This is a genomic window from uncultured Subdoligranulum sp., from assembly GCF_937890665.1.
In genome coordinates this window covers 1-2,128 of the sequence record NZ_CALADU010000147.1, presented here as the reverse complement: position 1 = coordinate 2,128, position 2,128 = coordinate 1, and the positions used below count along the sequence as shown (strand labels likewise).

The following is a 2,128-nucleotide window of genomic DNA, read 5'->3' as shown; positions in this document are numbered from 1 at the left end:
GCAGCTCCAACCTGACCGCCATCGCCGTGGGTCTGGAGGCCAGCAAGACCACCATTGCCTCGGCCAACGCCGCCGACTATGTGGTGGGTATCCCCACGCTGATCCTGATGTTCGCTACCCCCGCCTTGTACAAGAGTTCCAAATGGCTGAAAAAGCTGTGGCCCTATGATATGAGCGAATCGGAACTGCTGGGTGACGGCGACCACGAAGAACTGATGGCCTCTAAGGAATGGTCCATTCAGGAAATCGCCTGGTTGCTGGCCATCGGTTTCGGTACCGTGTGGGCTGCCACCTCCATCTCCTCGGTGGTGTTCGGGGAAGGATTCCGCAGTGCGGGTCGCATCCTGCTCATCACCACCTTCTCCATCATTCTGGCACAGGTGCCCGCCATCCGTAAGCTGCGCGGCAACTTTGATCTGGGCCTCTTTGTAGCACTGTTGTTCCTGGTAACCATCGGCTTTGCGGTGGACCTGCAGCAGTTCTTCGGCTCCACCTTCTACATCACCCTGTTCTGCTTCTGCGTCATCGTCTGTTCCATCCTGCTGCACCTGCTCATCACCCGGCTGCTGAAAGTCCGCTTTGAGTATGTGCTGCTGTCCATCGTGGGCTGCATCTCGGACGGCCCCACCGCCGCCCTCATCGCCTCCAGCGCCCAGTGGAAGACCCTCATCAACATCGGTCTGCTCATGGGCGTACTGGCCGGTGCTCTGGGCAACTATGTGGGCATCGGTGTAGCCTATGCCATCCGTGCCTTCATTGGCGCCTGACCGGAAAACGGGAGAAACGGAAATGCGCAATTTTGACTTATATGTTTCGGGCATCCTGTACGGCAGGCTGCGTCTGGGCGACGGTACACCTCAGATCCAGAAACTGGACGTGCACACCGGTGCGCTGCTGGACTGGCAGGACCTGACCGATCAGGACCGGGACTTTTACCGCTCCTTTGTAAAGATGGACTTTGCCGCTCTGGGGCAGAACCTGTCCCACTACGAGGCGAGTCTGCAGGGCACCGGGGAAGTTTCGCTGTGTGGCGAGCGTTACACCAGCGAGGACGGTTGCAACTACCTGCAGCGGGATGTAAAATTCCCCAACAACAAACAAATGAAAGAGGGGCGGCTGATCGCCGTCACCTGCCCTGCCCGAGAGATGGTCACGGTGCTGGTGGAACCCGGTGCCGAGGAGGAGACCATCCTGCGCCTCTGGCGCTCGACCTGGCCGGAGGAACAACTGTTTCCGGTAGAGCACGCGGGGACCTTCCCGGTGCCCATGCGGGACGGGGTGCATCTTTCCACCGACGTATACCTGCCCAAAGGCTGCAGCGCTCCGGTGCCCGCGGTGTTGGTGCGAACCCCTTACGGCAAGGAGGACGGCTGTGAAGTCTACTACCGCTACGTCCAGCGCGGCTATGCGGTGGTGGTACAGGATGTACGCGGCCGCAACGCCAGCGAAGGCGAATGGCTGCCCAACTACCACGAGGTGGAAGACGGCGACGATACCCTGAACTGGATCGCCGCCCAGCCCTGGTGCAGCGGACGCATCGGCATGGTGGGCGGGTCCTATCTGGGCTATGTACAGTGGGCGGCTGCCGCCAGCGGCAACCCCCACCTGAAAGCTCTGATCAGCGTGGTCTGCGCGGGCAGCTCCTTTGTGGATCTGCCTCGCCGGGGCGGGTCCTTCACCTCGGGCATGCTGGCCTGGGCCTTTGCAGTGTCCCAGAAAACCTTCCATCCCGAACTGATGGAGCGGGACGACTGGGAGGAAGTGCTGAACATCCGCCCCCTGACCGACCTGTCCAAAAAGGCTCTGGGGTACGATGTACCCTTCATCACCCGGTGGCTGGAACCCAGCGATTACAATGATTTCTGGCGTCAGTCCAACTGGCAGGAGCGCTCCGCCGGGGCGCAGATTCCGGCGCTGATCCAGTCCGGCTGGTTCGATGACAACGGCATGGGCACCACGGAGGCTCTGGAACTGGTCCACGACTTTCCCCGGGGGATGCGCAAGGTCATTCTGGGACCCTGGCAGCATAGCGGCAACAGCAAATACGATATGCACGGGGTATCCTTCGGCAGTCAGGCGCTGCGCTTTGATCTGGACTGGCTGTATTTCCGCTGGTTCGAGCATCACC

2 protein-coding genes are annotated in these 2,128 nt (G+C 60.9%); both read left to right on the top strand.

The features are described from left to right. A partial coding sequence (locus Q0526_RS08570; RefSeq protein WP_298732537.1) for a DUF819 family protein occupies positions 1-767 on the top strand: 767 nt, incomplete at its 5' end. Positions 768-789: 22 nt separating this feature from the next. Further along, the coding region (locus tag Q0526_RS08565) for a CocE/NonD family hydrolase (protein WP_298732535.1) at positions 790-2,128 on the top strand (1,339 nt) is incomplete at its 3' end.